This is a genomic window from Chryseobacterium tongliaonense (genome assembly GCF_041224435.1).
In the GTDB taxonomy this organism is placed as follows: domain Bacteria; phylum Bacteroidota; class Bacteroidia; order Flavobacteriales; family Weeksellaceae; genus Chryseobacterium; species Chryseobacterium tongliaoense.
The window spans coordinates 78,292-103,014 of the sequence record NZ_JBGFFD010000011.1; the positions used below are offsets into that span (position 1 = coordinate 78,292).

Below are 24,723 nucleotides of genomic sequence, written 5' to 3' on the forward strand. Positions count from 1 at the left end.
TGTGAATATAGAAATCCGATTGTGAATAAAACGATTACTAAAAATGCCAGTTTTTTCATGATTAAATAATGTTGGTTTTATAGATTTGAGGAATTTCCTGTAATTTTTCATCAACTATTGCTCCAAATGCTTTGATGTAAGGCTGTTGATTGTGTTGTTCCAATCCTGCTTCATCCTTCCATATTTCATAAAAAACAAACTCATTTTTGTTTTCAGTTCCCTGATGGAGGCTGTATAATTCACAGGCTTCTTCTTTCCGGGTCTCTTTTACCATATTCCGGAGAACTTCCAGAACTTCATTTTGATGTTCCTCTTTAGCTTTGATAACAGCTGTAAGATATATTTTCATGATCGTTTAATTAAATAAAGTTTTCGATTGAATCATATTTTGGGTTCCAGCCCAGCTCTTTTCTGGCTTTGTCAGCATTACACAAACTATTAGAAGCGAAACCGAAATATCCTCCTGCAGGGCTGAATCTGTTTACGGCTTCCTGAACATCTAAAGACTGTGCAGGCTGCAGTCCATATTTTTCACTGATCTTTTCTGCAAGATTTTTTATGCTTGATGAGCCGTTTTCCGCGTAATAAATTGAGCCTGCTTTTGCTTTTTCAAGAGCAAGTACATAGAGGTCTGCAAGGTCTTCAATATGTAAATTTGACCAGATATTTTCCCCTTTTCCAAAATAGACGCCAAAGCCTTTCTCTTTTGATAACTGAGTTAAAGCAGGAAGCTGGATACTCTCTTTTTTCAGGCTGGTACCGGTACCGTAAACCATCGTCGGGACAATCACAATACTGCGAATGTTTTTTTGAGAAGACCTTAAAACATAATCATTGATCAATACTCTTGAAGCCATTTCCAGTCTTGGTGTCAAAGGGAAATCTTCAGTAAAGACAAAACCATTCTTTTCTCCATTTTCTTTTCCACCAAAAATTGCGGAACCTGAAGTGAAAATCAGGGTTTTACCGCTTCCTTCCAATGCATTGATGATACTGTCTGCAGCATAGGCATCGTCTGCAGAATCTGCATTGTGAATCACTGCGTCTGCATTTGAGATTGCAGATTTTAAAACCGTCTCGTCATGTATATTTCCTACAACGGATTCAATTCCTAAAGCTTTTAATTCTTTAACGTGGGTTTCGTTACGAACCAATCCAATCACGCTGTAGTTTTTTTCCAGTAATTTTGCGGCGATCGTTCCACCGATATATCCTGTAATTCCTGTGATCAGTACTTTTTTCATTACGCTAATTGTGGTTTTAATTCTTTTTCAAAAACAGCAGTAAGATGTTCTTTGTAGATTTTCATGTCACGTTCTATATCTGCATTTTTTTCTACATCATGGAAGTGAAAGCTTTCCATTCTTTGTAAAGAAACAAAAGCGTTCATTCTGTGAAATCCAAATAACGGTCCATTATCTACACTTGTTTCATTGAAAAACTCTCCCGGAAGGGTAAATGCAGTTTCAGGTGCATTCCAGCTTGTGGTAACCATATATTTTCTTCCGCCAAGCATCCCGCCGGTTCCGTAATTGATCTCTGGGTTTTCTGAAGTTCTTCCGTCACTCATATAAATTCCTTTCGCATGTCCTGCCGTAAAAACTTCATCGATATATTTTTTCAGACCGTTCGGAAGCTGGAACCACCAGATCGGAGTATGATAAATAATATAATCTGCCCAGACAAATTTCTGAACTTCCTCATTTTTATCATATCCTTCATCTACATTTGTGATTTTTACGTCTACATTTTCAAATGCTTTTAAAACTTCCAAGGTATTTTCTGCAATTGTTTTATTATATTTTCCTCCGGAATGCCCGAAGTTTTGTCCACCGTTAATGATTAATACTTTTTTCATTGTTTTATGATTGTTTAAATTTTTACAGTGCAAAGTTACCTTCAGTTTTTGTATAATAAAAATAATATAAATTATAACTAATTATCAGAATAATGATATGTTTAATTTTGATAATACGGGTTGAATATCGTGCTGTTCTCTTCTCTATCCTTTAATTAATATATAATGTGGTACTAAATCTTTGCATTGAAATAAATTTTTAAGATAGATTTGAAACGACGTTTTCTATTACTATTCTGATTATTTCGTAACTTTGTATCATAATATAAATAGTTAAGCGATGGTTAATCTGGAATGGTACCGTACTTTCAAAGAAATTTACAAAACCGGAACTTTAACGGGTGCTGCGGAAAGTTTATTTATTTCCCAACCCGGAGTGAGCCTGCATTTAAGCTCTCTGGAAGCTTATGTAGGATATAAATTATTCGATCGTACGGGAAGAAAAATGATTCCTACCGAAAGAGGGAAAGTATTGTATAATGCTGTTTTTGAACCTCTTCAAAAGCTGGAAAATGTAGAGAAGAATTTTCAAAAATCTACAGAGAAACACACACCTACCATAAGCGTGGGAATGTGTTTTGAAACATTCCAGACTACTCTGGAGCAGTATGTTTCTACGTTGCCTTTCAATCTCATCATTAATTTCGGTGAATATCCGGAAATGATCGAGCAGCTGGATAAAGGTATTCTGGATCTGATTATCACTCCGAAAAAAGGCTCTTCAATGAATATAGAGCACGAAGCGTTTTCATCGGAGCAGATCATTTTGGTAGGAGGAAAAGATGTGGATACGGAAAGCTTTAAAAAAGTATTGAAAACAAAAGATCCTGAGCAGATAGAAGAATGGCTGAAAAAAGAAAAATGGTACGGAACCACCGGTGATATGGAGCATTTATTCCAGTTCTGGATTTTAAATTTCGGTCATAAACCCAATTTCCGCCCGAATTATATTGTTCCGAATCTCAATTCTATCATCCGTTGTCTGAAAGGTGGTACAGGATTGGCTGTGGTTCCTGATTTTTTATGTAAAAATGAAATTGAAAGCAATGATGTAAAGCTGATCTGGGAAGGGGATAAAAAGCTTGAAAACACTTTATATTTCGGATGCCGTAAAAAAACAAACTATCAGTCGGAAATCGATCACATTAAAAAATTATTCAGACAGGTGATGAGTTAAAAACTCAAGAATGATCATATCCCGTATCTGCATTCCGTTTTCATAAATAGGGAAGGGGTAATTTTTAACAAAGAAATCCTTCCGCACTTCTTTTTTGACAAATCCGTTTTTCTCATAAAACCTGATTTGCTGAATTCCCGTATCTGAAGTGCCCACTAATAATGAAGAATAATGACCCAGCCTGGCGATTTCCTTAGCTTTATCAATAAGAATGCTTCCAATGCCGATATTGCGGAAAGAGTCAATAACGGCAATATTTTTAAGTTCCAGTTCAGTTTCACTGTTTTTATGGAGAGCCATCACAGCAATGTCCTGAATTCCATCATTCAGGGTATAAATATCAGCGCTGAAAATATATTGGTTAATCGCTTCCACCGTTTCATCAGCCAATAAAAGCAATTCGTAAGGGATGCCTTCTGCCGGATTCAGTTTATTGAATATAAATTCTCCCATCTATAAGCTCATATGGATAATCGGATAATCTTTTCCCGAACTGTCTTTTTCTGATCTTCCCACCTTACTGAATCCCATTTTTTCGTAGAAACCAATAGCCTGGGGATTCTGTTCGTTGACATCTACTTGAGTAAGCCCGGTTTTATTTTTCATAAATTGATACAGTTTTCTGCCATAGCCTTTTCCACGGCTGTCATTATGAATAAAAAGCATTTCCAGAGTACCGTCAGCTACGGATGCAAAGCCTTTTGCTTCACCATTTTCCATGAGAAGATAAACCTCTAAATTCGGAAGATAATCTCTTGGGATCACTTCTTTAAAATGATTAAAGTCTTCTTCAGCGAGAAAATCATGAGTGGCTTTTACGGCAGATTCCCAGATTTCCATAATTTCTGGGTAATTTTCTTTTTGAGCTAATATGATCTGGTGTGACATAATTTTAAAGTTCATGCAAAAATAGAAATTAGAAGTTAGAAATTAGAAGGCAGAGGTTAGTATTATTAACTTGGGGAAGGATTTTGCAGAACAAAAAGACAAGGTAGTTAATAAATAAAGTAAAATTGGTAACCGGGAATTTGAAAATTTTATCGGAAATTTGTTTGACATCATATTAAAAATTAAAAAAAGAATTATGCAGCAAAAAACATATACAGGACAACCTGTTGTCACTTTGAATAACGGAGTGGATATTCCGGCTCTGGGATTCGGAGTTTGGCAGATCGAAGACCTGAAGGTTTGTGAAGATGCAGTAATCAAAGCTATTCAGACAGGATACAGAATGATTGATACTGCGTCTATTTACCTTAATGAAACGGCAGTAGGAAATGCCATAAAAAATAGTGGAGTAAACAGGGACGAATTATTTATCACTTCAAAACTCTGGGTTCAGGATCATGGTTATGAAAAGGCTAAAGCTGCATTTCAGAGAACTCTCGACAGATTACAACTGGATTATCTGGATATGTATCTTCTTCACTGGCCGTTCGGAGATTTCCCGGGAGCATGGAAAGCTTTGGAAGAGCTGTATCATGAGGGAAAAATCAAAGCGATCGGAGTTTGTAATTTCACCGTTGAAAAACTGGAAGAATTAAAAGCAAATTCTGATATCATCCCTGTTGTCAACCAGATTGAGCTTCACCCGATTTTCCAGCAGAAGGAGCTTCAGGTTTACGACAGAGAAAACCATATCGTTACACAACCCTGGAGCCCGCTTGGAAACGGAAATGCAGGGCTTTTAAATAATGAAGCACTGAAAACCATCGCCGAAAAATATCATAAAACAGTTCCGCAGGTCATTTTAAGATGGCATTTGCAGGAAGGGTTTGTCGTGATTCCAAAGTCTGTAACCCCTTCCAGAATTGAAGAAAATTTCAATGTTTTTGATTTTGAATTATCGGAAGGTGAAATGAATGTCGTGCGTTCTTTAGATACCGGAAACCGACTGTTCTTTGATCCGAAAGATCCGGAATGGGAGCAAAAAATGCTAAGATCTGTAGCCGATATTTAAAAAGTTATTGCAGATTTTAATCACTGGAAGTCTGTACAATTTGTGATAATTAAATCAAAGAAACGATCTGATTATTGCTGCTTTTTTTGTAAATTTTGTTTAAAATTAAATCTATGTTCTGGCCCGATACAATCCGTGAAAAATTAAATATACAATATCCTGTTATTCAGGCTCCGATGTTTGGTGTGAGCACGCCGGAAATGGCTTCTGCAGCTGCAAAAGCGAATTGCCTGGGTTCTCTGGCCTTAGCAGATTTGTCAGCCGAACAATCCGTTAAACTGATCCGGGAGACTAAAAAACTTACGGATAAGCCATTTGCTGTCAATATTTTCGTCCATAATATTCCTGAAATTACAGATGCATTAAAGGATCAGTTTATTAAGGCAAAACAGTTTATTGAGCAATTGGCCAATGACAACGGAATTAAAGTAAATCTTCCCGGTTTTGAAGATATTAAAATCAATACCTATCACGAGCAGATCAATGCGATTATAGATGAAGGTTGTAAAATTTTAAGCTTTACTTTCGGAAATCTCGACAGTAAGAGTATTCAGAAATTAAAAGAAAACGGAGTAACACTTATAGGAACCTGTACCTCCTTGGAAGAAGCTCTGATTCTAGAACGATCAGGAATTGATATGATTTGTGTCCAGGGGATTGAAGCCGGCGGTCACAGAGGAACTTTTGAGGCAGAAAAAATTCCGCAAACCGGGGGATTATCATTATTTTCACAGGTATATGACCATGTAAAGGTTCCATTGATTTATGCCGGCGGAATTTATAATGCAAAAACATTAAGGGCAGCAAAAGAATTGGGAGCACAGGGTTTCCAGGTGGGAAGTATTTTACTGGCTTCTCAGGAAAGTGCCTTACAGCCGTTTGAAAAAGAAAGGCTGAAAAATGTGACCGAAAAGGATATTATTCTGACAAGAAGCTTTTCAGGCCGGTATGCAAGAGGAATCAATAATAAATATATTCAGGCTGTTGAAAATTCAGATTATATTTTGCCGTATCCCTATCAGAATAAACTGACAAACGAACTGAGAAAAGTATCAAAGTCATTAAAAAATCCTGAATTTGTAAGCATTTGGGCAGGGCAGTCGATTCATCAGTATAGTGAATTTTCTACTGCTGATATTTTAGGAAAACTCATCCGGGAAACTGAAAGAGAATAAATTTTTCGTTAATGTTTCCTATATCATATGAAAAAAGCTGCATCAAAATCTGATACAGCTTTTTTTAGTTATCTATAAAATGATTTATTTCGTTAAATCCAGGCCGCCGAAATTACCTGAGCTCATCATCAGGAAAACACCCTGGCTTTTATCCAAAGTATTCCAGTAGGCATGAAGTTCTTCAGCGTTGGTAAATACTTTCAGATGATCATTTTTAAATTTTTCTTTGATTAAATCCGGTGAAATAGGTTCCATTCTTTTAATCTTTAAAGCATCTTCAGAATAGAAAACGATCGCTTCATCCAATCCGTCCATTGCGTGGTCATACTGCTCTAAGAATGCAGGATTTAAGCTTGAATAGGTATGAAGTTCAAGGAAACCGTATTTCTTTTCATTCTTGAATTGTTCTTTGAATGCTTTCACAGCAGCTTTTACTTTACTCGGAGCATGTGCAAAATCTTTATAAAGCGTTCCCTGATCTTCTCTTTCTACTTTTTCAAGGCGTTTGGAAGCTCCTTTGAAACTCATAATTGCTTCGTAGAAATCTTCATCCATCACCCCTAATTGTCGGCAGATATGTCTTGCTCCTTCCAGATTTAACAGATTGTGCGCTCCAAAAACAGATAGCGGAATATCTCCCATTTCAGTTTTTAAATGCACTTTTCCGTTACTGATTTCGTATTCGGGAGTTTTATAAGGAATTTTTCTGAAATAGTTTTCAGCATTTTCAACTACTTTAACTACTTCTGTATCTTCTTCATTGTAAACCAGAACGCCACCCGGAGTGATGCTTGCCACAAATTTTCTGAACTGCTCGATATAATCATCAAATGTTTTGAAAACATTGATATGATCCCATGCAATTCCGCTCAATAAAGCAATATTAGGCTGATATAATAAAAATTTTGAACGAAGATCAATAGGAGAGGACAGGTATTCATCTCCTTCCAGTACCATAAAATCATTGTCCTGAGTAAGTTTCACCATGCAATCAAAACCTTCAAGCTGTGCTCCTACCATAAAATCCACCTCTTTCTGATGGAAATTCAGGACATGCAGAATCATGGAAGTAATGGTCGTTTTACCATGTGAACCGGCGATTACAACACGGGTTTTGTTTTTAGACTGCTCATAAAGAAATTCAGGATATGAGTAGATTTTAAGTCCAAGTTCCTTTGCTTTAGCCAGTTCAGGATTATCCTGATGGGCATGCATTCCAAGAATGACGGCATCAATATCAGAGGTGATTTTTTCAGGAAACCAGCCCATTTCTTCGGGAAGAATTCCTTTTTTTTCCAATCTTGATTTTGAAGGTTCAAAAATAGCATCATCTGAACCTGTAACCTGGTATCCTTTATCTTTTAATGCAATCGCAAGATTATGCATGGCACTTCCGCCTATAGCAATGAAATGGGTCTTCAACTTTCTTTATTGTTTTTTACATTATTATTAATGATCTCCTGAAAAGCAGTCATAATATTATCCCAGTTGGTTTTGAAGTTGGGCATGATTAAACTTGCATCAGTTTTACTGCCTTCGTTCGGACCTTTCTTTACGATGATAGAAGTGCTTACATTATCGTATATTTTTTTACGATCTTCCTGTATTCTTCTAAAATTATTTTGAGAAAGAATCTGATCCAGTTTTTTTAAATCCTCATTGGAGATTTTAAAATCCTGCTTAAATTTTTTCCCCTGCCCTTCAAAAGAATAATGTGCATTATTGTCTTTGATCAGCAGGTTTTCATAAACCGGGGCATAGCCACCGCTTCTGGAATAACTTATATCAAAATCCGAATATACTTTCTGACTGTTACATGAAACTAATACTATGATTGCGAATAAGATCCCTATTATTCTTTTCATATTTAATTTACTGTTTTTAATTATCTGAATCTTTTTTCTCTAATTTTTTAGCTTTTAATTCTTCATCATAATTGTGTAATAAATTGAAATCTTCAGTCTGCTCAATGGCAGTCATGATTTTCAATAGAATCTCATGTGCGTTTTCTTTATCGTAATCTATTTCAAGAGGTGCTTTGAATTCCATGGTAGGTTTTACGCCTGTTACCTTTACACGCAATCCCTTTTTATCAAATGCCCTTCTGAAGCCATTGATTTTAATCGGAATTACAATCGGGCGCTGGTTTTTAACCAGTTTCGCCGTACCTCTTCTTCCTTGGGCAAAAGCCGATGTAGTACCCTGAGGGAAAGTAGCTACCCAGCCATTGTCTAAGGCTTTCATAATATTGTCTACCTCGGTAAGATCTACCAGTCTGTTGACATTTTTGCCTTCAGCTCTCCAGGTTCTTTTTACCGTTACCGCGCCTGCCACTTTAAAAATCTTTGGAAGGATACCTTTATTCATGGTTTCTTCTGCAGCCACATAGTAAAAATCAATCTTGGGATTAAGCAGGTAGATCGGGTTCTTAATGGTGTTTAAATAACCATTATTTACCGCACAGAATGCATGATACATTGCTGCTACATCTGCAAAATACGTCTGGTGATTGGAAACAAAGAGCACATTGGAATCGGGGAGATCCACAAGGTGTTCAGTACCGGTTATTTTCAGTTTATTAAAGCCGTTGAATCTTCTGTAAGAAACAATTCCTAAAATAAAAATGATTAACCTTTTTAAAAAATAAGGTGTTCCGAATGCATCGGTGAAAATATTTTTCTTCGCCATCTCTCAATTAAACACGGTAGTGCAAAGTTACATTTTTTTCAACAACTGGCTGAATTCACTTAATATCATCGCTGTAGCGCCCCAGATAATGTATCCGTTAAAATTAATCACAGGCACTTCATGCCCGCCGGCACTGGGCAGAGCCATGATTTCGGGTTTATCGGGAAGATTCAGAAAAGAAGTGACAGGAAATTCTATGGTTTCTACCGCCTCACTTTGCTGTAAAACGAAAAGAGGGTTCTTTTTGGTATAGGAGATATACGGATATACATAAAAATTGCTTGGTGGAATGTAAATGGGAGACATAGGTCTGATGATCCGTACATAATGCTTATCAATTCCTATTTCTTCAGAAGTTTCACGGATTGCCGTTTCAGCAAAATCTCGATCCATTTCTTCTCGTTTTCCTCCGGGTAAAGAGATTTGCCCGCTGTGTCTGTCGTGCTCGTTTTCAGTTCTTTGAATTAACGGAAAATACCATTCATTGTTTCTGATGTAGAGGGTAATATTTACAGCGGCAAATTTTGGATTTTTTGCTAAAATTTCATCATAGGTAAATACAGGACGATAAGGTGGTGAAAAGACTCCGTGGGCATTTTCCCCGGGCAATTCTACGTTTTTAATTTTCCTCAATAAATCTTTTCCAAAATTTTCCATAGCTCAAATTTAGCAATATATCTTGAAGAAATAAATACCCGTTAACATTAATTAACCATTTGGAGAGATAAGGAAGCAAAAAGGATAATTGGTAAAATTGCAGAACTGTAAAATCGTAAAATTGCAAAACGACAGCTGTGAATTATTTTATATCAGAATTTTTCAGGATGTCAATGTAATTTAAGTTAATAATTAACCAATATAACGGGGATATGTTTTACAGGAAAGTTAACTGAGTTGGCAATAAAGCAGTATTCATTTGCTTTGGCATGAAGCTGTTGTGCTTTTTCCACCATAGATTTGTCTGTAATGGTTACAATAGGGTTCAGGATAACTTCGGTAAAATGGCCGCTTCCGGTAGCTGTTTCAGTCATGGTGCCTGTTGCAGTATCGGTATAATCTGTTACAATAATCCCGGCTTCAGAACAAAAGTGGAGATACCAGAGCATATGACAAGAAGAAATGGATGAAAGAAACAAATCTTCAGGGTTATGTTTGGTTTTGTTTCCACGGAATGCCGGGTCGGAAGAACCTTCAATAACAGCTTTATTTTCTACGGAAACGGTATAGCTTCTTTCGTAGCTGCGGTAACTGCTTGTTCCGGTGCCTTTGTTACCTGTCCATTCAATAATGGTTTTGTAGTGGTGCTCTTTGCTCATTATATATAAAATAAGAAGTATCTGTAAAAATATAAAAAAACCTCAAGAAAACTTGAGGTTTAAAATTTTGTATTAATTAGAATATCCGATCAATTCTTCTTTTTTCGAATTGTAAATTTTGTATTCTAAGTATTTAAAAGAATCCCTTGGGACGATGGTTACCCATTTTTTATATTTCATAAACCATTTCATCTGGATGCTTTTGATTCCTTTGGTAAGGTAAGCTTCCACGAAAGGATGTACATGCAGGTAAAGTTTTCCTTTTTCCTTCTGCATAATGGTTCTGATGGTTTCTCCCATTCTTTCCACAATAACGATCGGAGCTACGATTTCTCCGTCTTTATTCGGGTTTTCTTCTTTGGTGTCGATTTGTTTTTCCGGACGGTTTCTTTGTCTGGTAATCTGTATCAGTCCGAATTTACTCGGTGGTAAAATCTTGTGGCGTGCTTTGTCACGCTTCATTTCTTCTTTCAGATGTTCGTACAAATCTCTCCGGTGATCGGGGTTGGTCATGTCGATAAAATCGATCACGATAATTCCGCCCATATCACGAAGACGCAATTGTCTTGCGATTTCTGTGGCTGCCATTTTGTTCACGTTGAGTGCGTGTTCTTTATTGGCTGTATTTCCGGTGGTAATGTTGTTCCCGGAGTTTACATCGACTACGTGTAATGCTTCTGTATGCTCGATAACGAGGTAAGCACCTTTTGAGCTGGGGATATTGACGTGTTTTCCAAAGCTTTGTTTAAGCTGTTTTTCCACATTATAATATTCCAGAAGAGGAATATGGGAATTGTAAAACTGAACGATATTTTTTCTTTCAGGGGCAATGACTTCCAGATAAGCTTTCATTTCGTCAACCATCTGCTCATCGTCACAGATAATACTTACGAAGTCCTGGTTGAAATTGTCTCTGATAATCGCTGAAGCTTTGCCTTCTTCACTTAAAACTTTAGACGGAACCTTATTTCTCTGGATATTTTTAAAAGTGCTTTCCCATTTCTGAATCAGCTGATTCATATCATTGTGAAGGTCTGCTACTTTTTTTCCTTCGGCAACTGTTCTGATGATCACTCCGAATCCTTCAGGTTTTATACTCTCGATAAGAGTTCTTAATCTTTCTTTTTCCTCGAAACTTTTGATTTTCTTGGAAATGGAAATTTTATTATCGAAAGGGATTAAAACCAGAAAACGCCCGGTCAGAGAAACCTGTGTAGAAATTCTCGGGCCTTTGGTAGAAATAGGTTCTTTGGTGATCTGAAGCAGAACGACGTCATCTTTGGCGATGACTTTGTCTACTGTTCCGTTTTTGTCAATTTCGGGCTGTATCTCAAAATTTTTTAAGCTTGAAGAGCTTTGTTTTTTAGAAATGGTATCCCTTAAAAACTTTCTATAGGTAAGGTATTGTGGTCCCAGGTCCTGATAATGCAGAAAAGCATCCTTATCATAACCTATATTTACGAATGCAGCATTCAGATTGGGCGCCAGTTTTTTTACCCTTCCTATAAACACATCTCCAACTATAAAATCGCTTTTGTCCTCTTGCTCATGAAGTTCACATAGTCTTCCGTCTTCCAGCAGTGCAATCTTTGTAAGATCATCATCATGCGAAACTATTAGTTCTTTCTTCATTTTGGTATAAGATAAAAATTATTAAGATTATAGGAAACAGGTAGGGTTTTTATCAAATCAATATATTTTAAATGTAAGAATTAATAATTAAAGTTACCCTATTTATTGGAAAATAAATAAAAACTATCCTGATTTCCTGCGGAATCTTATAGTTGCAAAACAAAAATATAGTCGGTGAATATTAAATAATTAAAAACACCAACTATATTATTATATTGTAGATCTCGAAAAAAAGAGATTATTTTTTCTTATGTCTGTTCGCTCTTCTTCTTTTCTTTCTTTTGTGAGTTGCAACCTTGTGTCTTTTTCTTTTCTTTCCGCTTGGCATAATTTTAATTTTTTAGTAACTAGTTAATATTCAGTTAATTTTTATTTTACTGCAACTTTGGTTTTTACTTTCTCAACAAAAGATTTTGAAGGTTTGAAAGCAGGAATGTTGTGAGCAGGGATCTCAATTGCAGTGTTTTTAGAAATGTTTCTTCCCGTTTTAGCAGCTCTTGTTTTAATAATAAAAGAACCAAAACCTCTTAGATAAACATTATCTCCATTATACATAGAAGTCCTGATCTCCTGCATAAAAGCTTCTACAACTTTCTGTGTTTCATTCTTTTCTGTTCCCAACTTATTTGAGATGGTGTTTACCAATTCTGCCTTTGTCATTTCCTTTTTAAATTTTAAATTTTAGGTGTGCAAATTTAGTTAAAAAAATTGAAAACTAGCAAATTAGTGGCAAAAAAATTTTAGTTAAAAGGTTGAGAATTTTATATTTACTCTGTATTAATATTACGTTAAGATCTGTTTACATGCTGGAATTGTAGTATCCGTTTTCCACGCAGAACCGTATAAGATGAAGTTTAGTCTTCAATCCGAGCTTCTCTGTAAGCCTGTTGATATAGGTATCAATTGTTCTGGTACTTAAGTTGAGTTTTTCCCCGATTTCCTTATTACTAAAGCCTTCATAGCAGAATTTCATCAGCTGTATTTCCGTAGGGGAGAGCTCTTCAAGACTTCTTTTTTGTCTATCCATATATTCCTGTACGGCAAGAGGCTGCTGTTCCCATTCTTTGCTGTAGGCCTCATAATCAAAGCTGTCTGAAGCTATTTTTCCTTTGATAATATCTTTGATGACAACACTTTTTTTCTGACAATAATAAATGTTGGGGATTTTGGAAAGAATTTCCGCCATATCTTCCTGATAGGTGCCGGAATAAGTGATGATGGGAGTTTCGGCATTGCTTTTCCGGATATATTTAATAGCTTCTATGCCACTTAATACAGGCATAAAAAGCTCTATAATAAATACATCTTCCTGTCGCCTGTAGATTCTGTTTACAAGCTCATGGCCGTTGTTACAGTCACTGAGAAGCATATGGAAAGGATTTTCCAGCAGTGTTTTGATCATTATTTTCTTGAAATAAAAATCGCTGTCTGCTATAGAAAATCTTACAGTATTATTTAATATTTTACTCATTTTAATATCGACTTGGTGCGGGATAATTAAAAATCAGAGGCCTAATTTATGAAAAACTTATGAAAGTGGAAATTAAACTTAATTTAAATGGAATATTAACGGGTAATTCACGGAAAAGTTAGATATTGTACAGGAATTTTTTTTTTTATATTTTCACAGACCCAAACAAATCACAAACTATGTCTTCAAATAAGGAGAAAAAATTAAACAGGTCAGACGTCAGGGTAGGCATTTGGAAGTTTGTTCTATCCTTCATCGTTTTAGCCGTTGTTTCTTTTACGGGTGTATTTTTCTTTTTTAAGAGTTATGATACACAGACGGAAGGGATCAGCCGGGATGCTGAGGCCTACAGAGAATTACAGGTCCGCAGCGATTTACTTAAAGTACAGGTCGATACTATTTTCAGCAGAATGAACAGGCTTAATAAAGCCGAAAATGAAGCTTTATACAGCAGCAATATCATTGATAATGTAAATGATGCGTATAATATTATGGGAAAAGACAGTGCTGACAATTTCAAACATTATTCCACCTTAATGAAGCAGATAAGACCGATGCTTACACTAAAGAATAAGATCGTGGAAGTTTCCAACAGGAAAAAGATTGCGATAAGAAATGCCAATGACTGCAGAGGCAAGGTAGATAATATGGAAGATGTACTGAAAATAGATCCTACAAGAAAATTCTCAGGAAGCAGAAGAAAAAGATAAAAGTTATGCAAGGACAAATTACATTATCTAAAAAAGAAAAGCAATATCAATTTCTATACTTGATTTTAATGCTTTTGGCGGCGCTCATATTTCTAGGGATTATCTTTTTGAAAAATTTTAAATCCCCTTTTTCTGATGAAGACATCCTGTCTATTCAGAAGCTTGAGGAGAAAGCTAAATTTGACCAGCAACAAAAAATCCTTCAAAAGAGCCTGGATAGTACATTCGTTCATATTGAAAAACTTACGGACGAAACTACAGAGCCTTTTGTGGAGCATTCGATTCAGAATGAAATCAATGATATCAACAGTGCTTTCGGAAACGATATTACAGACATCAGAAAAGATGCCTATCCGCAGATTGCTCAGTTTTACAAGATGTATTTTGATGATAAGAGAAGTATTTCAAGTGCTACGGAAGATATCAAACGATTTGAAAAGCTCTACAATGACTGCCTGATAGGCCTTAAGGAAACAAAAAACCGAGTATATCAGCGTGAAAATGCATTGAAGGCAAGATCCCAGTAAAAATTACCAGATAAAAATATTAATACAATCACTTCACAATTATAACTATGAATTATTTTGAAAAGAACAAAAAGAACATTATTATCGGTGTTATTGCAACATTGCTAATTGCTGCTCTTGTTGCATTATGGCTGCAGAAAAAAATCATTCATTCGGCCGATGATATTATAGGAGATGTATCCCCGTCTACATTAGCTGTAGGAGATACGCTTTTATTTGAAGATAAAACGCCGTTTGCAAAAACCAGAAAATGGGATTTTGGAGACGGAAAAACTTCTGATAAAACCAACGGATTCCACTTTTATGGCAAACCGGGATACTATTCGATAACATTGATTATCGATAATAAATATTCTAAATCCTTTCCGGTATTGGTTTCTGCAAGAGCAGTTCCGAAAGCTGCGGATACCACAAAAGTTAAAACCACAATAGAAGCTCCGGTCCAGGCAATGCAGCTTGAAAATGTACAGTTCCGTGCAATATCGGATGCTAAGCAGTTTAGCTGGAAGTTTGGAGAAACCGGAAATACGGATAATAAAGATAAGCTGGCCATCTATTCTTATAAAGAGCCGGGTGATTATGTTGTTAAGCTCTACACAGATCAGGATATAGAGCCTATTTTACACCATATAAAAATCCTTCCTTCCTATGACGAGCTGAAAGAGGACGATGTAAGTGTGGAAGATGCCTATGCCAAAATTGACGACGACTTCAAATGGCATTTACAGCAGATAGCGAACGGGAGCAGCTTCAATACACATTACAATTATTTACTACAAAAATACTTATGTAATAACGACAATACGGTAGTAAAAGTAAACGACAGCAAAGTCAATAACTTTTATATGTATTGTGCAGGACTTCAGTTTGATAAAAACAATGTTATTCAGACCGTAAAAGTAAATTTTGATGATAAGCAGAACTGTGTTACAAAAGTCGATATCAACCAAAGCAAATAAATTCTCTTCCGGTTTTGCCGGATACACCAATCATAAAAGAAAATAGGATGAAAAATAAATTTCCTCTAGCAGCATATTACATAGGAGTTTCAGTATTATTAGTAAGTTGTCAGGTAAAATTACCGTCAAAGAAAACTCCCGAGCCTTCACAATACGGGCAAGTCGATAATTCGCCGGTAGTCAACGGTTTTCCGAAAAAATCGGTTCCGTGGGTAGCCATTTCAGACCGGTCCAGAAATACGGCTTATCTTGATAAAAGTGATGAAAAATCATATAAGGAAGTTAAGTTTTTAGAACCTTTGATGGTTTTAAAACACAGAGACGGAATGGTAAAAGTAGCAGAATATATTCCTGATGCTTTAATGAAAAAAGTTTCGTCAAAATCTATTAAAACTTACGGCTGGATTCCTGAATCCGACCTTCTTCTCTGGAACAACTCTCTGAAAAATGAGAAAACAGGTTTCCCTGTGAGGGTAGCCGTAGTCCCGAGTAACAGCGATGTGATCAGAAGCGCGGAAAGATATTATAAGAATGACTCTATTATGGTCTTCAACTCTCCGAGTTTAATTGAAGCGGCCAATGTGAAAATCCCTAACGGACAGGTTGTCTATGTTTACAAGCAGGCTGAAAATAACAAAAGATTTTTAGTAGGTAAAGAACCGACAGTGAATCTGGACAGCATCAGTACAGGTTTATACGGCTGGGTAAGTTCAAATGTGATTTCTGCCTGGGGAGAGCGTTCTGCTGTTAAAATGAAAAATACTACAGGAGTAACCGAAAGTGCATTAGGAGTGCATGAAGGAGCTCCGAGCGGAAACGAAACAGAAAACAAAACCGCAGTACTTCTTACAGATGTTAATAAAAGAACACCGCTTGAAAATATTTATCCGGTCAATTTGGCATTAAACGAAGCTCCGACTCCGGATTCTAAAACTAAATACTTTACCAACATCCTGGATTACAGTAAAAACTATGTTTTCAATGTTCTTGGAGAACAGATCCGTTTTGACCGTTACCGTGAAATTACGGAGAAGGATAAAAATATCAATATCGTTTTTGCACTGGATATCAGTATGGCCAATGCGCCGTATGCTCCGATTGTAAAGTCTTTATTACAGGATTTACAGCTTAGATTTGAAAAGCCTTCTTATTTCAGTACCGTAAAATATGGAGTTGTATTATACAAAAACAATTCATGCGGGGATAATGTGGCCGTATCTAATTTAAGCCAGGATTACAGTAAGATCACCACTTTCATAGACGAGAAAGTCAATGAGATGAATTGCCCTACAAACAGCGGTTATCAGCCGGTAAGCGAAGGCCTTATGGCAGCAGGGAATTTATTGTCAAACGTTCCTGATGAAACGAATATCATTATAACCGTAGGTACATCAGCCAATCAGGGCGGGAATATGTATGGAGTGATCAACTCCCTGACTCAGGCTCAGGCAAGACTGATTATGTTCCAGACAAGCGCAAGATCATCAGATACTTATAATGATTTCGTATTACTTGCTGAAAATGTGGTAACCAATACGGCGAAAAATATTGCTGAACTTAAAAAACAGAAGATCATTAACCAGAATGATGTTCTTACCAAAAATAATTTTAACCTTATTGAAGGAGATGAAGGTTTCTTCTCACTGGATTATCCGAAACAGAGTATGTCACAGGGATTTGTAATCTTTCCTAAAAAAGGTGATATTGCCACTCCGGGATATTTGAAAAAATCAGTTGACAGTTTAATATCTCAGGTGACTCTGGATAATATGACTATTGATAATTCCCTTAACGCTTACTTCCATTCTTCAGTAGGAGCGGGAAGAACAGATGTGGATTTAAAATACAAATATTTATATCCGGGACTTACCAACCCTGTGCCTGCAGGAATTGCTGCCCAGCTGATCAATTACGGAAGTCCGTTTTTAGTAAAAGGATATATTCCTAAAGAGCTGAAAGATTACAAACCCGGTCTTGAAAAAGGGATCCTGATTTCTGAAACGGAGTATGATAACCTGAAAGCTTTCTACACTGAGGTATATGAAAAAACACAGGCAGGAAGATCAGATTTCAAGCAGTCTCGAGCAATCAATGAATATGTAAGACTTCTGAAAAAATATAACCCGACGATGAAATTCCTGGATAAAGGCGATCTGTACGAGCAGCCGATGTCTTATGCAGTAGGAGTAACCACAGGGTTTGATAATTCTGAAGAAGAGCTGATGTCTAAATATAAGCTAAGAGGCTGGAAAAAGTCTAAAATTGTTACCAATGAGACAGTAAGAAACTATTTCCGTAATTATAAAGATCTGGCTGAAAGAATGCTTACCCACAGAAATAATCCGGCGGTAAAAATTCAGCAGAACGGACAAACGTTCTATTGGCTAAACGAATACTTTATGCCAACGATGTTACCTGTTGAGGAACCAGAATATACTAAACATTAACAAGTTATAACAAAAAAAAGCAGAAATCATTTTCTGCTTTTTTATTTTTCTGGCATAAAATTTCTATCTTTGATATTACCCAAATCACATAATTATGTCAAACCAATCATCACCCCATGCTGGTAAACATTTTGTTGTCCAGAAGGGGAAAGCCCAGTGCAATCAGGGTGATCAGTTTCCCCAGTATAAAGTGACGGCCCATAAGAAACATTTCTGGAATGATTCTGAAGGCAGTACAGACTATCTTGCCGTAACCGAAGATGATCTTCAGTTCAATCCTCCGGGGCCAAGTTTTGGTCAGTGCAAACTTAAACCTACTACAGGTGGATATTTGCCCTGTTCCTATGCACCCGCCGGGAAATGGCAGAAAACCTATGAGAATGTAAAAATAATGGGCAAAAAGACGGTAACTGAAATTTCCGAATTACAGTGTACCGTAGGTGGGAAAATTACGGTAAAAGACCACGGTCAGCGCGGAGAAATGAGCAAGAAAAATGTGAAAAATGCTGACAGTAAAACAGTACAGCACATTAATCCGCTTGTGAAAATGGATGACTTCAAAGAGACTGTAGAAGAAAGTGAGATAGACGCTTATTAACCTTAAAATTTCTGCAATGTCAAAAAAAGGAGTTTCAAAAATATCCGGAAATGCAACCCCAAAGGTTGGAGAAAAGACCACCTATTCTATAACAGACTGGTATTCCGGAACACCAAGAGAAAAGCGTAATCCCGCATTGGTTACATGGGAACTGTTTAAAAAACGGTCTAACGGGAGTTTCACGACCACCAGCATCAAGAAAACAGGAGACGGCAGCTTTACTTTCGGGGAAGTTGCACAAAAGCATACCTATCGTCTGGAAGCCTACTTGTATGAATCTGAAGGACAGGGATCAAGTGCCATAGAAATCAATCCACAGCCTGTAGAAGTTCCTAAGATCAATAAAGTGGAGCTTTTCTATGTTGATGATACTAAAGGTACGGTCTTCAGCTATACGGAAAAGCTTGTAGCAAAAGCACAATGTGTGAATCTTACAGGAGAAAAACTGGTATTTACCCTTTGGGAAGATGATGCAAAAGGAGACGGGCATAATGCAGGTAATCTTTTTGTTGATAAAAAAGAAGCGACAGTAGGAAAGAATGGAGTAGCAATAGCAGAATTTGTTTTAACAAAAGCTTTGATGCAAAAAGCAATGAGTGGTGAAACCGATCCGAAAGAACTGGAATTTTACGTTACAGTGGAGTATTTTAAAAATAAAAAGCACGCCACTAATAATGTAGATGTTAAAAATCCTCTTGCCTTCGAACTTCCTAAAGAAAAACCACTGCCGAAACCACAACCACAGTCTAAACCTGCTGCTCCCGCTGCTACGCCAAAAGCGCAGGGGTCTCCTGCAGCACAAAAGCCTGAATCACAAAAGGATGAAAAAGGAATTGTAGACAAGGCCCTTGACTGGTGGAATGAGCTATGGGATTATCAGGAGAGCAAAGGCACGGTAAAACCGGAGCAAAAACCAACCCAGTCTCAGCCGTCAGGGAAAACTACAAGTGTTGTTGAAGAAGTAAAAGCAGAGGCTCTCCTTGATGCTTATTTTGCAAAAGAAGAATTTACAGATGAAACGTCAGAAGTGGCAGGTCAGCATCAGTACACTTTTCAGAATAATAATAAGAATATTGATAAAGATAAAATTGCAGATATCATTAAGAAAAAAGTAAATCCACAGGTGAAGGCTGATAAGAAATACGCTAAACTTGATGATATTAAAAATGCACTCACCCAAACTTCTTATGCAAAAGGAGAATCTATTTCCTTTAATCTGTATAAATTGGGTCCTAAATTCGTAAGAATTAACAGTGCCCCACTCGAGGAAGAAATATATGTAGTGGCCACAACCATGCTTTTAGATGGAAAAGAAGTAAGTATACATATTAAAGAAAAAGAAGCCATTTTTGTTGGACAGGATGCTGATTTACCTGTTCTGGAAGCTAAAGAAAATGGAAATGAAATTACAATCCTCAAAGCTACAGCTCAGAAAGGACTCGCAAAAGTTAAAATAAAGCTCCGTCCGAAATCTGATGAAACTTTAACGGGTTGGAAGGATAAATTAAGTGGAATAAAAGATGGAACCCATACCTATACATTTGGAGGTAATAACGCTACTGGAACAGCTGAACAGAAAAAAAATATAGCTGGAATTATTGCCGGTAAAATAAAAGCTGAGCTTACTCAACAGAAAAAGTTTGCTAAAACAGATGTTATTGAAAAAGCATTAACCAAAGAAGCTTACAATAAAGGAGAGCAGATTACTTTCGATGTATATAAAAGCGTAGCTGAATATCTCTGGTTAAAAGCTGAATGTACAGGTGAGCTTAAAAAACATGAAGGGGAATTCCTGAAAAAAGAAGGTGAATATTTTGTGGTAGGTAAAAAATGTTTCTGTAACAGAGATATTACCCTTACGGAATTTGAAGATATCCTTAAAAAGCTTAGAGAAAGCGAATCGATGGCAAACACTTCATCCCTGTTTTATGCAGATAACTGTAATCTGGATGATAAAACGAATGACAGTTTCATCAAAAAGCTGAACGCTACATTTAAAAAATATGACATCAATACTTGTATCAGAAAAATACATTTCTTAGCACAGATTTATCATGAAACCGACAGATTGCAGACTACAAAAGAATACAATGGGAAAGACAGCTATAAACCATATGTAGGAAGAGGATTAATGCAGTTGACCTGGAAAGCAGGATATGCCAGATATAAAGCCTATTCCGGCACTGATGTAATAACAGATTATGAAAAGGTAGCTGAAGAATTAGAACTTACTGTAGATACTGCAGGATGGTTCTGGAAACAAGGGAAAGAACTCAGCCCGGGATCTACCTGGACTGTTCCGACCACTTCATTCAGTGAATATGATAAATCCACAGGAAAGCAATATCCTAAACAGGAGTTCACTTATGACCTTGATGGTGTATCAAACAAATATGGGACAGTTGATATTAATCTTTTAGCAGATGCAGATTATATCGATACAGTCAGCTGGCTTGTAAATGGTGGAGGAAACGGAAGAACGGAAAGGAGACAGTATCTCAAAGAAATAAAGAAAATCTTTAAATATCCGGAAGAATGTGCCAATGCCGGAGCTGCATCAACAGGAAATAGCTCGGTAACCATTCACTTTGTAGGTGACACTGCACTTGAATCGGGTATTTCACAAAGAACAAGAACCGTATTGGAAGAAGTAGGAACAGCCTCTAAAAATACCGATATTTATATTACCAGTACAGCAAGGACACCGGCAGATCAGGCCCGGATTATGTATGATAATATCGAAAGAACAGGAGCCGCAGAACAAAAAGGGATCTACGCTAATGCCGGTGATCAGGTTATCGATGTTTATACGGCAGGAGTGAATGCTCAAAAAACTCAAGAACAGATTATTCAGGATATGGAAGCTAAAATTAATGAATTAGGCCCGTCAACCGTATCGAAACACTTGGCAGATCCTGCCGTAATGAATACGTTTGATGTATCAATCCGAAGATTAACCAATCCAAATGATTTTAAAACCGAAATGCAGAAAAGAAGTGAGCTTCATCAGTTATTAGATGAAAATGGGGCATATCACATTGAAATAAACCAGTAAATGAAACAATTAAGCCATACTATACTAGGAGTGTTTTTACTCTGTATGTTCAATATTTCGTGTAAAAAAAATACATCAGTTACAGCATCAGCTGCAACCGCTTCTCAGGAAATGAAAAAAACTGATGATACACTCATTACCCAACCAGGGATATATCTGATTTCTCCCGGTGAGAAAGAAATTGATTCCCTTAAAAAAACAATGGGAGAAGATCAGTTTTATACCGCAGCTGATGACAGCAATTTTTATATCTCGAAAATTTCATCAGGACTTAAATCCAAGCTGATAACTATTAAACATAAAAACATCGATTTTAAGAATGATAACTACTCATTCAGCAAAAAAGATAGTAAGAAAAACTGGGCAATTATAGAGTATAAAGAGGGAAACAAACCTCAGATATATTCACTGGTTGATTTTTATAATAAGATAGGGAATGAGAGTGCAAAGACTGAAGCTGTGGCAAGCATTGTAAATATAGATACCTATCTTAATAATAAAGATTTCCTGACAACCACAATTGATATTAACGGTGATGGCAAAGACGATAAAATTTTCAGTAATAAACCGAACAGAGGAGACAGTCTGCTGGTGTATTTTTACGAAAACAACGGTTATATATTAAAACTGAAATCAACAAATTTATCTCAGGATGGAGGAAATCAGGTGTCTGCAATCAAGAAAAACGGACAGGGATTTTCCATTGAAACAGATTTTCCTCAGGGAACCGATAAGTATACCTATTTTGTAAACTATACCAATAACAATTTTACGATCAATAAAGTGATTCATGAAATAAGTTCATGGCAGGATGACCCCAATAAATTACAGGTATGTGTGTTTCTTCCTCAGATTGCTCTTCAGAAGCCGACAAGCGAAATTTTCAGTAAGCTAATTGAAAGTGAAAAAAAAGCAAAATGTAGTACCAGAAAGCGGCCTTAAAGGAGTATAATATTAAAAGAACAGTAAAATACATTTCGACGATTTTATAAAATAAAATTTTTTAGATAACTAAATACTATTTACACTCAATCATTTTTTATTAACGCAGAGTTTTTAAAATCTGGCTGCTATATTTTAAGAAAAGCAGCAAAGCTGCCATGAAGCATTCTTTTTGAAATCTATTTTATAGATTAAAAACTTTGCTCATCTTAGATATGCCCGATCATAATTTTTCTTTGCGATATAAAATCTGTTATTGAGAGAGACCAGAAATAATAAGTGTAAAATAGTATATAATTGCCAATTTTTAAATTAAATTACTTCATCCCAAAAAACAAAACTATGATTGTTCATTTTATACTTCACGGAGAAACGCTGGAGAGTATCGCTGAAGAAATAAAATTGGAAAATCCGCAATATCTTAAAGAATACCATAATCAGAGGTGTGCAAGAGAAGATTATATCTATGATGAGCTGGTTCCCAAAAGAAAATTATTGATTCCCAACATTTCGGAAATCTTTGAGTATAATCAGAAAAATGATGCTCCTTTTAAAAATATTGATCGGAATCCCGACATTATTTTTGCCCCCGAAAATCTTAATGAAAAGTATTCCGTAGGTATTGTAGAAAAAGAATATACTGAAGCTGGAATCATTGATCATCCCATTTTTTATACAGTTTCCTTACAATGGGTTAAAAATGAAGAAAATGAACACCTGTTTCATTTCTCCAAGCTTGATTTTTATAACAGAAAAGAAAGTATTATGGGAGATCTTGCTGAAGAATGCATCCGCTCTCTGAATCCTTTGGAAATCAGGACAAATTTGAAAGGAGAAGTGTTAAGTGTATATATTACTGAAGAGACCCTTAAAAATTTTAAAACGATAAAAGATCGGCTTTCAGATCATTTTCCGGGGCAATATGCCCAGATATACATTCAGGAATTTGAATATGCGGTTCTTAATAAAGACCTGTTCAGCCAAAGAATGAAAGAAGACTGGTTTATAAAAACCTGGTTTGCTCCTGTAAGGGCTCCGTTTAAAAACGGGAAATCATATTATCAGCAAAACCTGGATGAAGAAAATATTCCGGTAAATATCAGTCAGAAAGTAGAACGAAATGAGAATCCTGATGAAATAGTCCTGGTACAAACCCTTGAATCCGGTGAAAAAAAACTTTTTGATTTTACCGGGAAATATATTTTTGAGAAAGAAAACGGATGGGTTAAAAACGTTCAGATGAACTATGGTATTTCACGTTTCGGTGTTAAAAATACGGTCAGGATATTGATTGATAAGTTGTTGTGAAGTATGATGAATAAAGATTTTATTTTTCATAATTATCCCTCGTATCGTAGAATTACGACATCAAATCGTAGAACTACGACAAAAATTTAAAAAGACATTTAAAAACTTTTAAAATAAGGTTTGTGATACTATCTTTGCTATACAATCACTGAATCACAAAATATTACTAACGATTAAAATTTATTATCATGGCAGCAAATTCGAGAGGAATTTTGAAATTCAATGGTGGAGATGGTCAAAAGTTACTAAAACTCCATTATACTGTATCAAGATCCACAGACGTATCTGGTAGAGTAGCATCTGACCCTTCAAATGCACTGATCAAAATTACAGTGGAGGCAACAGAAAAATCTGACATTTTGGAAACCCTGTTAAACGGAAAATACAAGCCGACAACAGGTGAAGTTACATTCAACAAATCTCACGAAGAGGGTACATTAATTACGCTTAAATGGGAAAACGGATATGTAATTCAGCATGAGGTAGATTTCGATGCAATAGACGATAACAGTATGTTGATCAGTTTCGTAGTAAGTGCTGAAACGATCGATTATGGATTGGCTTCTTTCAATGGTCTATGGCCAATCTAATCAAAAATTAACACGCAATCCACATTCATAAAGAGAAGACTGTCCCATTAAAGGCGGTCTTTTTTTGCCTGTAAAATCATATTTGATTTAAATGAATGTGAAGAGAATAAAACATACGATTGTTTATTAAAAACATCTGATTGGATTTTTTTTTTTACCTTTAACCACATCACAATCACAAAATTATGCTAACCTCACCTGAAAAAACAAAAGGTGCTTCTTTCCGTCCGTCACAGAATGCCGACGGAGTATCGGAGAGCCACCATATGGGCATCAACCGTCTGGTCAAACTATCCCTGGTGATAGAAGG

At 36.2% G+C, this 24,723-nt stretch carries 25 protein-coding genes; 12 read left to right on the forward strand and 13 right to left on the reverse strand.

The genetic code is table 11. From position 1 onward, the window contains the following. Positions 1 to 61: 61 nt before the first annotated feature. From AB8P06_RS18655 to AB8P06_RS18665, 3 genes are read right to left on the reverse strand one after another with little or no spacing between them, the layout of a single operon-like run. Positions 62 to 349: a putative quinol monooxygenase gene (locus tag AB8P06_RS18655; RefSeq protein WP_369843831.1), complete on the reverse strand. Its 288-nt coding sequence runs from the start codon at positions 347 to 349 to the stop codon at positions 62 to 64. 10 nt (positions 350 to 359) lie between these two features. Beyond that, complete coding sequence (locus AB8P06_RS18660; protein ID WP_369843833.1) at positions 360 to 1,244, reverse strand: NAD-dependent epimerase/dehydratase family protein; 885 nt, start codon at positions 1,242 to 1,244, stop codon at positions 360 to 362. Beyond that, on the reverse strand, positions 1,244 to 1,858 hold the full coding sequence (locus AB8P06_RS18665) for an NAD(P)H-dependent oxidoreductase (protein WP_369843835.1): 615 nt from the start codon (positions 1,856 to 1,858) through the stop codon (positions 1,244 to 1,246). The genes AB8P06_RS18660 and AB8P06_RS18665 overlap by 1 nt, the downstream gene beginning before the upstream one ends. 280 nt (positions 1,859 to 2,138) lie before the next feature. On the opposite strand from AB8P06_RS18665, the gene AB8P06_RS18670 reads away from it, so the two are divergent. Further along, the gene (locus AB8P06_RS18670) at positions 2,139 to 3,035 is read left to right on the forward strand and encodes a LysR family transcriptional regulator (protein ID WP_369843837.1); all 897 of its coding nucleotides are present in this window, start codon (positions 2,139 to 2,141) and stop codon (positions 3,033 to 3,035) included. On the opposite strand, the gene AB8P06_RS18675 is transcribed toward AB8P06_RS18670, so the two are convergent. Next, on the reverse strand, positions 3,012 to 3,488 hold the full coding sequence (locus tag AB8P06_RS18675; protein ID WP_369843839.1) for a GNAT family N-acetyltransferase: 477 nt from the start codon (positions 3,486 to 3,488) through the stop codon (positions 3,012 to 3,014). The genes AB8P06_RS18670 and AB8P06_RS18675 overlap by 24 nt on opposite strands. Further along, positions 3,489 to 3,923: a GNAT family N-acetyltransferase gene (locus tag AB8P06_RS18680; RefSeq protein WP_369843841.1), complete on the reverse strand. Its 435-nt coding sequence runs from the start codon at positions 3,921 to 3,923 to the stop codon at positions 3,489 to 3,491. It abuts the gene before it with no gap. Between the two features lie 196 nt (positions 3,924 to 4,119). On the opposite strand from AB8P06_RS18680, the gene AB8P06_RS18685 reads away from it, so the two are divergent. Both AB8P06_RS18685 and AB8P06_RS18690 read left to right on the forward strand, forming a co-directional pair. Continuing rightward, positions 4,120 to 4,995, forward strand: a complete 876-nt coding sequence (locus tag AB8P06_RS18685; protein ID WP_369843843.1) for an aldo/keto reductase — start codon at positions 4,120 to 4,122, stop codon at positions 4,993 to 4,995. 113 nt (positions 4,996 to 5,108) lie between these two features. After that, positions 5,109 to 6,170 carry an NAD(P)H-dependent flavin oxidoreductase gene (locus tag AB8P06_RS18690; RefSeq protein WP_369843845.1) on the forward strand — a complete coding sequence of 354 codons (1,062 nt, stop codon included), beginning with the start codon at positions 5,109 to 5,111 and terminating at the stop codon, positions 6,168 to 6,170. An 84-nt stretch (positions 6,171 to 6,254) separates the two neighbouring features. On the opposite strand, the gene AB8P06_RS18695 is transcribed toward AB8P06_RS18690, so the two are convergent. From AB8P06_RS18695 to AB8P06_RS18730, 8 genes are all read right to left on the reverse strand, one after another. Then, complete coding sequence (locus tag AB8P06_RS18695; RefSeq protein WP_369843847.1) at positions 6,255 to 7,592, reverse strand: UDP-N-acetylmuramate--L-alanine ligase; 1,338 nt, start codon at positions 7,590 to 7,592, stop codon at positions 6,255 to 6,257. Next, positions 7,589 to 8,035, reverse strand: coding sequence for a hypothetical protein (locus tag AB8P06_RS18700; RefSeq protein WP_369843849.1), 447 nt, complete (start codon positions 8,033 to 8,035; stop codon positions 7,589 to 7,591). Before AB8P06_RS18700 ends, AB8P06_RS18695 begins: the two co-directional genes overlap by 4 nt. A gap of 16 nt (positions 8,036 to 8,051) precedes the next feature. After that, positions 8,052 to 8,858 (reverse strand): lysophospholipid acyltransferase family protein, encoded by an 807-nt coding sequence (locus AB8P06_RS18705; protein WP_369843851.1) that lies wholly within the window; start codon positions 8,856 to 8,858, stop codon positions 8,052 to 8,054. 27 nt (positions 8,859 to 8,885) lie between these two features. Further along, entirely contained in the window at positions 8,886 to 9,515 is a 630-nt protein-coding gene (locus tag AB8P06_RS18710; RefSeq protein WP_369843852.1) for an NUDIX hydrolase, read from the reverse strand. 185 nt (positions 9,516 to 9,700) lie between these two features. Continuing rightward, complete coding sequence (locus AB8P06_RS18715; RefSeq protein ID WP_369843853.1) at positions 9,701 to 10,174, reverse strand: OsmC family protein; 474 nt, start codon at positions 10,172 to 10,174, stop codon at positions 9,701 to 9,703. Between the two features lie 72 nt (positions 10,175 to 10,246). Then, the gene (locus tag AB8P06_RS18720; protein ID WP_369843855.1) at positions 10,247 to 11,806 is read right to left on the reverse strand and encodes an Rne/Rng family ribonuclease; all 1,560 of its coding nucleotides are present in this window, start codon (positions 11,804 to 11,806) and stop codon (positions 10,247 to 10,249) included. Positions 11,807 to 12,175: 369 nt separating this feature from the next. Then, positions 12,176 to 12,466, reverse strand: a complete 291-nt coding sequence (locus AB8P06_RS18725; RefSeq protein WP_002984212.1) for an HU family DNA-binding protein — start codon at positions 12,464 to 12,466, stop codon at positions 12,176 to 12,178. Between the two features lie 139 nt (positions 12,467 to 12,605). Next, entirely contained in the window at positions 12,606 to 13,277 is a 672-nt protein-coding gene (locus AB8P06_RS18730; protein ID WP_369843860.1) for a LuxR C-terminal-related transcriptional regulator, read from the reverse strand. A gap of 179 nt (positions 13,278 to 13,456) precedes the next feature. Here AB8P06_RS18730 and tssO (AB8P06_RS18735) point away from each other — a divergent pair, with 179 nt between their 5' ends. The 9 genes from tssO (AB8P06_RS18735) to tssD all read left to right on the forward strand — a co-directional run bounded on the left by tssO (AB8P06_RS18735) (position 13,457) and on the right by tssD (position 24,413). Continuing rightward, positions 13,457 to 13,987 carry a type VI secretion system TssO gene (tssO, locus tag AB8P06_RS18735; RefSeq protein WP_369843862.1) on the forward strand — a complete coding sequence of 177 codons (531 nt, stop codon included), beginning with the start codon at positions 13,457 to 13,459 and terminating at the stop codon, positions 13,985 to 13,987. A gap of 5 nt (positions 13,988 to 13,992) precedes the next feature. Beyond that, a complete protein-coding gene (gene tssO / locus AB8P06_RS18740) occupies positions 13,993 to 14,514 on the forward strand; it encodes a type VI secretion system TssO (RefSeq protein ID WP_369843864.1) in 522 nt (173 codons plus the stop codon). A gap of 47 nt (positions 14,515 to 14,561) precedes the next feature. Next, positions 14,562 to 15,473 carry a PKD domain-containing protein gene (locus tag AB8P06_RS18745; protein WP_369843866.1) on the forward strand — a complete coding sequence of 304 codons (912 nt, stop codon included), beginning with the start codon at positions 14,562 to 14,564 and terminating at the stop codon, positions 15,471 to 15,473. Positions 15,474 to 15,520: 47 nt separating this feature from the next. After that, positions 15,521 to 17,920, forward strand: coding sequence for a type VI secretion system protein TssR domain-containing protein (gene tssR / locus AB8P06_RS18750; protein WP_369843868.1), 2,400 nt, complete (start codon positions 15,521 to 15,523; stop codon positions 17,918 to 17,920). A gap of 94 nt (positions 17,921 to 18,014) precedes the next feature. Then, positions 18,015 to 18,518 (forward strand): DUF4280 domain-containing protein, encoded by a 504-nt coding sequence (locus AB8P06_RS18755; protein WP_369843869.1) that lies wholly within the window; start codon positions 18,015 to 18,017, stop codon positions 18,516 to 18,518. Between the two features lie 16 nt (positions 18,519 to 18,534). After that, positions 18,535 to 21,573, forward strand: coding sequence for a glycoside hydrolase family 19 protein (locus AB8P06_RS18760; RefSeq protein ID WP_369843871.1), 3,039 nt, complete (start codon positions 18,535 to 18,537; stop codon positions 21,571 to 21,573). Then, the gene (locus AB8P06_RS18765; RefSeq protein ID WP_369843874.1) at positions 21,574 to 22,515 is read left to right on the forward strand and encodes a hypothetical protein; all 942 of its coding nucleotides are present in this window, start codon (positions 21,574 to 21,576) and stop codon (positions 22,513 to 22,515) included. A 342-nt stretch (positions 22,516 to 22,857) separates the two neighbouring features. Further along, entirely contained in the window at positions 22,858 to 23,823 is a 966-nt protein-coding gene (locus AB8P06_RS18770; RefSeq protein WP_369843877.1) for a hypothetical protein, read from the forward strand. Positions 23,824 to 24,011: 188 nt separating this feature from the next. After that, the gene (tssD, locus tag AB8P06_RS18775) at positions 24,012 to 24,413 is read left to right on the forward strand and encodes a type VI secretion system tube protein TssD (protein ID WP_369843879.1); all 402 of its coding nucleotides are present in this window, start codon (positions 24,012 to 24,014) and stop codon (positions 24,411 to 24,413) included. Positions 24,414 to 24,723 lie beyond the last annotated feature (310 nt).

Excerpts from the sequence above, each read along its gene's own strand:
- AB8P06_RS18655 (WP_369843831.1), bottom strand. The coding sequence starts at position 349 with ATGAAAATATATCTTACAGCTGTTATCAAAGCTAAAGAGGAACATCAA.
- AB8P06_RS18660 (WP_369843833.1), bottom strand. The coding sequence starts at position 1,244 with ATGAAAAAAGTACTGATCACAGGAATTACAGGATATATCGGTGGAACG.
- AB8P06_RS18665 (WP_369843835.1), bottom strand. The coding sequence starts at position 1,858 with ATGAAAAAAGTATTAATCATTAACGGTGGACAAAACTTCGGGCATTCC.
- AB8P06_RS18670 (WP_369843837.1), top strand. The coding sequence starts at position 2,139 with ATGGTTAATCTGGAATGGTACCGTACTTTCAAAGAAATTTACAAAACC.
- AB8P06_RS18675 (WP_369843839.1), bottom strand. The coding sequence starts at position 3,488 with ATGGGAGAATTTATATTCAATAAACTGAATCCGGCAGAAGGCATCCCT.
- AB8P06_RS18680 (WP_369843841.1), bottom strand. The coding sequence starts at position 3,923 with ATGTCACACCAGATCATATTAGCTCAAAAAGAAAATTACCCAGAAATT.
- AB8P06_RS18685 (WP_369843843.1), top strand. The coding sequence starts at position 4,120 with ATGCAGCAAAAAACATATACAGGACAACCTGTTGTCACTTTGAATAAC.
- AB8P06_RS18690 (WP_369843845.1), top strand. The coding sequence starts at position 5,109 with ATGTTCTGGCCCGATACAATCCGTGAAAAATTAAATATACAATATCCT.
- AB8P06_RS18700 (WP_369843849.1), bottom strand. The coding sequence starts at position 8,035 with ATGAAAAGAATAATAGGGATCTTATTCGCAATCATAGTATTAGTTTCA.
- AB8P06_RS18705 (WP_369843851.1), bottom strand. The coding sequence starts at position 8,858 with ATGGCGAAGAAAAATATTTTCACCGATGCATTCGGAACACCTTATTTT.
- AB8P06_RS18710 (WP_369843852.1), bottom strand. The coding sequence starts at position 9,515 with ATGGAAAATTTTGGAAAAGATTTATTGAGGAAAATTAAAAACGTAGAA.
- AB8P06_RS18715 (WP_369843853.1), bottom strand. The coding sequence starts at position 10,174 with ATGAGCAAAGAGCACCACTACAAAACCATTATTGAATGGACAGGTAAC.
- AB8P06_RS18720 (WP_369843855.1), bottom strand. The coding sequence starts at position 11,806 with ATGAAGAAAGAACTAATAGTTTCGCATGATGATGATCTTACAAAGATT.
- AB8P06_RS18725 (WP_002984212.1), bottom strand. The coding sequence starts at position 12,466 with ATGACAAAGGCAGAATTGGTAAACACCATCTCAAATAAGTTGGGAACA.
- AB8P06_RS18730 (WP_369843860.1), bottom strand. The coding sequence starts at position 13,277 with ATGAGTAAAATATTAAATAATACTGTAAGATTTTCTATAGCAGACAGC.
- tssO (WP_369843862.1), top strand. The coding sequence starts at position 13,457 with ATGTCTTCAAATAAGGAGAAAAAATTAAACAGGTCAGACGTCAGGGTA.
- tssO (WP_369843864.1), top strand. The coding sequence starts at position 13,993 with ATGCAAGGACAAATTACATTATCTAAAAAAGAAAAGCAATATCAATTT.
- AB8P06_RS18745 (WP_369843866.1), top strand. The coding sequence starts at position 14,562 with ATGAATTATTTTGAAAAGAACAAAAAGAACATTATTATCGGTGTTATT.
- tssR (WP_369843868.1), top strand. The coding sequence starts at position 15,521 with ATGAAAAATAAATTTCCTCTAGCAGCATATTACATAGGAGTTTCAGTA.
- AB8P06_RS18755 (WP_369843869.1), top strand. The coding sequence starts at position 18,015 with ATGTCAAACCAATCATCACCCCATGCTGGTAAACATTTTGTTGTCCAG.
- AB8P06_RS18760 (WP_369843871.1), top strand. The coding sequence starts at position 18,535 with ATGTCAAAAAAAGGAGTTTCAAAAATATCCGGAAATGCAACCCCAAAG.
- AB8P06_RS18765 (WP_369843874.1), top strand. The coding sequence starts at position 21,574 with ATGAAACAATTAAGCCATACTATACTAGGAGTGTTTTTACTCTGTATG.
- AB8P06_RS18770 (WP_369843877.1), top strand. The coding sequence starts at position 22,858 with ATGATTGTTCATTTTATACTTCACGGAGAAACGCTGGAGAGTATCGCT.
- tssD (WP_369843879.1), top strand. The coding sequence starts at position 24,012 with ATGGCAGCAAATTCGAGAGGAATTTTGAAATTCAATGGTGGAGATGGT.